The organism is Kitasatospora sp. NPDC007106, from assembly GCF_040634455.1.
GTDB classification, from domain to species: Bacteria; Actinomycetota; Actinomycetes; order Streptomycetales; family Streptomycetaceae; genus Kitasatospora; species Kitasatospora arboriphila.
On sequence record NZ_JBEYFP010001105.1, the window covers coordinates 1 to 1,689 of the forward strand.

Sequence of the window (1,689 nt, forward strand, 5' to 3'; positions counted from 1 at the left end):
GCCGTCCGCGCCCACCCCCGCCTCGCCGCCCTGCCGGACCTGCTCGACACCTCGACCGACGGCCGCACCCACCGCCGCCCCTGCGACTGCCCACGACAGAACCCCGGCCGGACCCCCGCCCCCACCCCCGACATCCCGGAAGACGACCTCCGCCGCGTCCTCTCCACCGCCCGCACCCGCCACCTCGCCCACCGCGCCGGACCGCCGACCCCCTGACCTCCTTCTGCTCCCCTCACCGGGCGCCGGGCGGGCGGCCGACCCGGCCCGTGGCTCAGCGGCAGAGTTCGGTCTCGTGCCCCATCCGGGACAGCTTCTCGGGGTTGCGCACCGCGTAGAGGCCGGTGACCAGGCCGTCCTCGAAGCGCAGCGCCAGGACGGTGTCGAGCTCGCCGTCGAGCCGCAGCACCAGCGCCGGCCAGCCGTTGACCTGGGCCGGCTGGAGCGCGCGGTCGGCGGTGAGCCGGCCGAAGCCGGCGGCCAGCAGCCGGGCCACCTTGTCGGCGCCCACGATCGGCCGGAGCACCGCCTGCTTGATCCCGCCGCCGTCGCCCAGCAGGACGACGTCCGGCGCGAGGATGTCGAGCAGGCCCTGCAGGTCGCCCGTCTCGGTCGCCCGCCGGAACGCGTCCAGTGCGTCCCGGGTCTCGGCCGGGGACACCGCCCCGCGCGGCCGCCGCGCCGCGACGTGCGCCCGCGCCCGGTGCGCGATCTGGCGGACGGCCGCGGGGCTCTTGCCGACGGCCTCGGCGATCTCCCCGTACTCGAGGTCGAACACCTCGCGCAGCACGAACACCGCCCGTTCGGTCGGCGCGAGCGTCTCCAGCACCAGCAGCATCGCCATCGAGACGCTGTCGGCCAGTTCGACGTCCTCGGCGACGTCCGGTGCGGTGAGCAGCGGCTCCGGCAGCCAGGACCCGACGTAGGACTCCCGGCGCCGGCCGAGCGTCCGCAGCCGGCCGAGCGCCTGCCGGGTGGTGATCCGGACGAGGTAGGCGCGGGGCTCCCGCACCTCGGCGAGGTCGACGCCCGCCCACCGCAGCCAGGTCTCCTGCAGCACGTCCTCCGCGTCCGCGGCCGAGCCGAGCATCTCGTACGCGACGGTGAAGAGCAGATTGCGATGCTCGACGAACGCCTCGGTGGCCGGATCCGTCCCCGTCGGGGCCCCGCTCCGCCCGCTCCGGCTGTTCCGCCCGTTCTCCACCGGCTGCTCCTGCCCGCTCGCTCGCGTCCGCGTCACGCCCACAGGACGCCGCTCGCCGCCGCCCCGTGACACCCGCGGGCCGTGGCGCTCGTCACACCGACGGGCCGTCACACGGGCCGGGGCGGCGGCATCTTGTGGTCGCCAGTGCACACCACGAGTGAGGACGACGTCATGGACGCCCGGTTCAACCTGTTCGAGAACGAGCTCGCCGCGAAGTTCGCCAAGCGGTTCGCCAACGCCGGCCTGGTGATCCACCAGTCGCCGCTGCCGCGGACCACCCAGGAACTGGTCTCGCTGCGGGCCAGCCAGATCAACGGCTGCGGCTGGTGCATCGACATGCACACCAAGGAGGCCACGGCCGCCGGCGAGGACGCCGCCCGGCTGCACCTGGTCGCCGCCTGGCGCGAGTCCACCGTGTTCACCGAGGCGGAGCAGGCCGCGCTCGCGCTCGCCGAGGAGGGCACCCGGCTCGCCGACGCCCACGAGGG

3 protein-coding genes are annotated in these 1,689 nt (G+C 75.5%); 2 read left to right on the forward strand and 1 reads right to left on the reverse strand.

Annotated elements, in window-relative coordinates:
• Window positions 1–216 (forward strand): hypothetical protein (locus ABZ641_RS36195; protein WP_359988730.1); only part of this gene is annotated, 216 nt, incomplete at its 5' end.
• Between the two features lie 55 nt (window positions 217–271).
• Here ABZ641_RS36195 and ABZ641_RS36200 read toward each other — a convergent pair.
• The gene (locus ABZ641_RS36200; protein WP_359988732.1) at window positions 272–1,201 is read right to left on the reverse strand and encodes an RNA polymerase sigma-70 factor; all 930 of its coding nucleotides are present in this window, start codon (window positions 1,199–1,201) and stop codon (window positions 272–274) included.
• A gap of 171 nt (window positions 1,202–1,372) precedes the next feature.
• Between ABZ641_RS36200 and ABZ641_RS36205 the strand changes: the two genes are divergently transcribed.
• Window positions 1,373–1,689 (forward strand): carboxymuconolactone decarboxylase family protein (locus ABZ641_RS36205; protein WP_359988734.1); only part of this gene is annotated, 317 nt, incomplete at its 3' end.